This window comes from Streptomyces xylophagus, assembly GCF_000716435.1.
Classification (GTDB): domain Bacteria; phylum Actinomycetota; class Actinomycetes; order Streptomycetales; family Streptomycetaceae; genus Streptomyces; species Streptomyces xylophagus.
The window spans coordinates 1-1,867 of record NZ_JNWO01000078.1; the positions used below are offsets into that span (position 1 = coordinate 1).

The window sequence follows — 1,867 nt, forward strand, 5'->3', positions numbered from 1 at the left end:
GGGCGGGGCGTCCCCTCACCTTCACGGAGCCCCCCCCCCCATGCTTAACGCAGATAGCTATCGCGGCGCTCGCCGCAACAACGCCCGCCGTGAAGGCTGGCTGAAGAAGTGGCGCAACGGCATGTTTGCCGTCGCCGCCAATGACAAGGCCAAGCTCAACGAGCGCGCTGTCATGGCGAACTCGGCACGCGAGGAAGCCGCCAGGGCGCTCGTCGCCGCTGGCGTCCTGGCGCAGCCGACCGTCGCAACCGCCGCGATGCTCGACTTCTACAGCCGCGTCCCCGCGCCGCGCTCGCGCGTCGTGAACCGCATCATCCGCGATCTGCGGCGGCAGATGCCCGCCGTGCGCGCCGCCTGATCCCCACCACCCACGGAGCCGAGAGCATGAACGCTCAAGAACTGAAGAACGAGGGCATCAACCGCACCCTCGATAACAACGCCGCCTGGAAGGAAGGCGCGCTGTACGTCGTCAAGAACCTGCCCGCCGACTGGCGCGGCACGGGCGAGGACATCCGCGCGCTCGTCGACGAAGAGCCGAGCCACCCCAACGCGTGGGGCGGCCTGGTGAGCAAGGCGGTGAGCGAGGGCTTCATCAAGCCGACCGGCGAGTACACGGCGATGGTCTCCAAGAAGAGCCACGGCCGCAAGACCGCCGTCTACGTGAAGGCCGCCTGATGTACGGGATCAACATGGACGACGCGATCACCACCACGCCGCAGATGCAGGCGGACAACCTGATCGCCGCCGAGATCGGCCGCCAGGACCGCATGTGGGGCGACACGAACGACCGCGCCGACATCTCGCAAGGCCAGCTCTTGCAGGCCGGTGTCGCGCAGCTCGACTTCATCTATCTGGCGACGCGCCAGGGGCATATCTGGACGCGCGAGGAAGCGCTGAAGCTCGCCGAGCAGGCCGTCTTCCCCAAGGATTGGGGCGGCTTCCGCGACTACGGATCGGACGTTGCGAACCTCGTCGTCGCGGCGGCCTACATCCGCCAGGAGATCGTCCGGCGCATCCGCAACGGCGAGAGCACGTTCCGTTCGTCTCGCAACGTGGAGACGCAGCCCTACGCCGAGAGCTGCAAGCCCAACGTCATCGAGCCGTGAGCAACGGCGTCCGACGCTTTTGGGAAGACGGCGAGTCGGGTCGCAGGGGGTTCACTGAAGGTGATCTGCCCGATGGCCCGCTCGTCGAAGAGATCACCGCACGCGAGTTCTACGAGCGCGAGGCCCAGACGCTCGCGTGCGGCTGGCCCGCACTCCACCAACCTAAGCGGCCGGAGATATGCCCCTGCGGTTTTATCTTCCCAGGCAAGTCCGACCAGCAATGGCACGACCCCGCGCTTAGCGCGGAAGACGAAGAGGCACTGAGTTGAAACAGCATTCCGGCAGAGCACATAGCAAGCTCGGACCTTCCGCAGCATCCCGTTGGATGGTCTGCGTGGGCTCTGTCGGCATGTCCGAGGGCCAGGAGAACAAGAGCACGGTGTTCGCCCTCGAAGGGACGGCCGCGCATGAGTTCAACGAGTTCATCATCACCAACGGCCACGATCCGCGCGATTGGATCGGCGGCCTGGTCGACCTCCAGGCCACTGGCGACGAGCTGAAGTTCCTGCGCAGTGGGGACAACGTCGAGATCGACCGCGAGCGCTACTTCGAGATCGACGAAGAGATGGTCGAGGGCTGCGAGCTGACCATCGAGACCATTGAGAAGTATCTGAGCCGCGTCGACGGCGACGAGCTGTTGCTGGAAACGAAGCTCGACATGAGCTGGATACACCCGAAGCTCTTCGGGACCGGCGACATCCTGATCCTGTCTCTTATACACATCTCCGAGCCCACGAGACAGGCAGAAATCTCGTATGCCG

5 protein-coding genes are annotated in these 1,867 nt (G+C 65.2%); all 5 read left to right on the forward strand.

What is annotated here, in order from left to right; translation table 11 throughout:
* The first annotated feature begins 40 nt into the window (after positions 1–40).
* Positions 41–358 (forward strand): hypothetical protein, encoded by a 318-nt coding sequence (locus tag OO70_RS50215; protein WP_158711677.1) that lies wholly within the window; start codon positions 41–43, stop codon positions 356–358.
* 26 nt (positions 359–384) lie between these two features.
* On the forward strand, positions 385–675 hold the full coding sequence (locus OO70_RS50220; RefSeq protein WP_030529774.1) for a hypothetical protein: 291 nt from the start codon (positions 385–387) through the stop codon (positions 673–675).
* Between the two features lie 14 nt (positions 676–689).
* Positions 690–1,106, forward strand: a complete 417-nt coding sequence (locus tag OO70_RS50225; RefSeq protein WP_124788636.1) for a hypothetical protein — start codon at positions 690–692, stop codon at positions 1,104–1,106.
* Positions 1,103–1,375 carry a hypothetical protein gene (locus tag OO70_RS55140; protein WP_096772443.1) on the forward strand — a complete coding sequence of 91 codons (273 nt, stop codon included), beginning with the start codon at positions 1,103–1,105 and terminating at the stop codon, positions 1,373–1,375. The genes OO70_RS50225 and OO70_RS55140 overlap by 4 nt, the downstream gene beginning before the upstream one ends.
* A gap of 80 nt (positions 1,376–1,455) precedes the next feature.
* Positions 1,456–1,867, forward strand: a 412-nt coding sequence (locus OO70_RS50230; RefSeq protein ID WP_043688217.1) for a DUF2800 domain-containing protein, incomplete at its 3' end; no start/stop codon positions are given.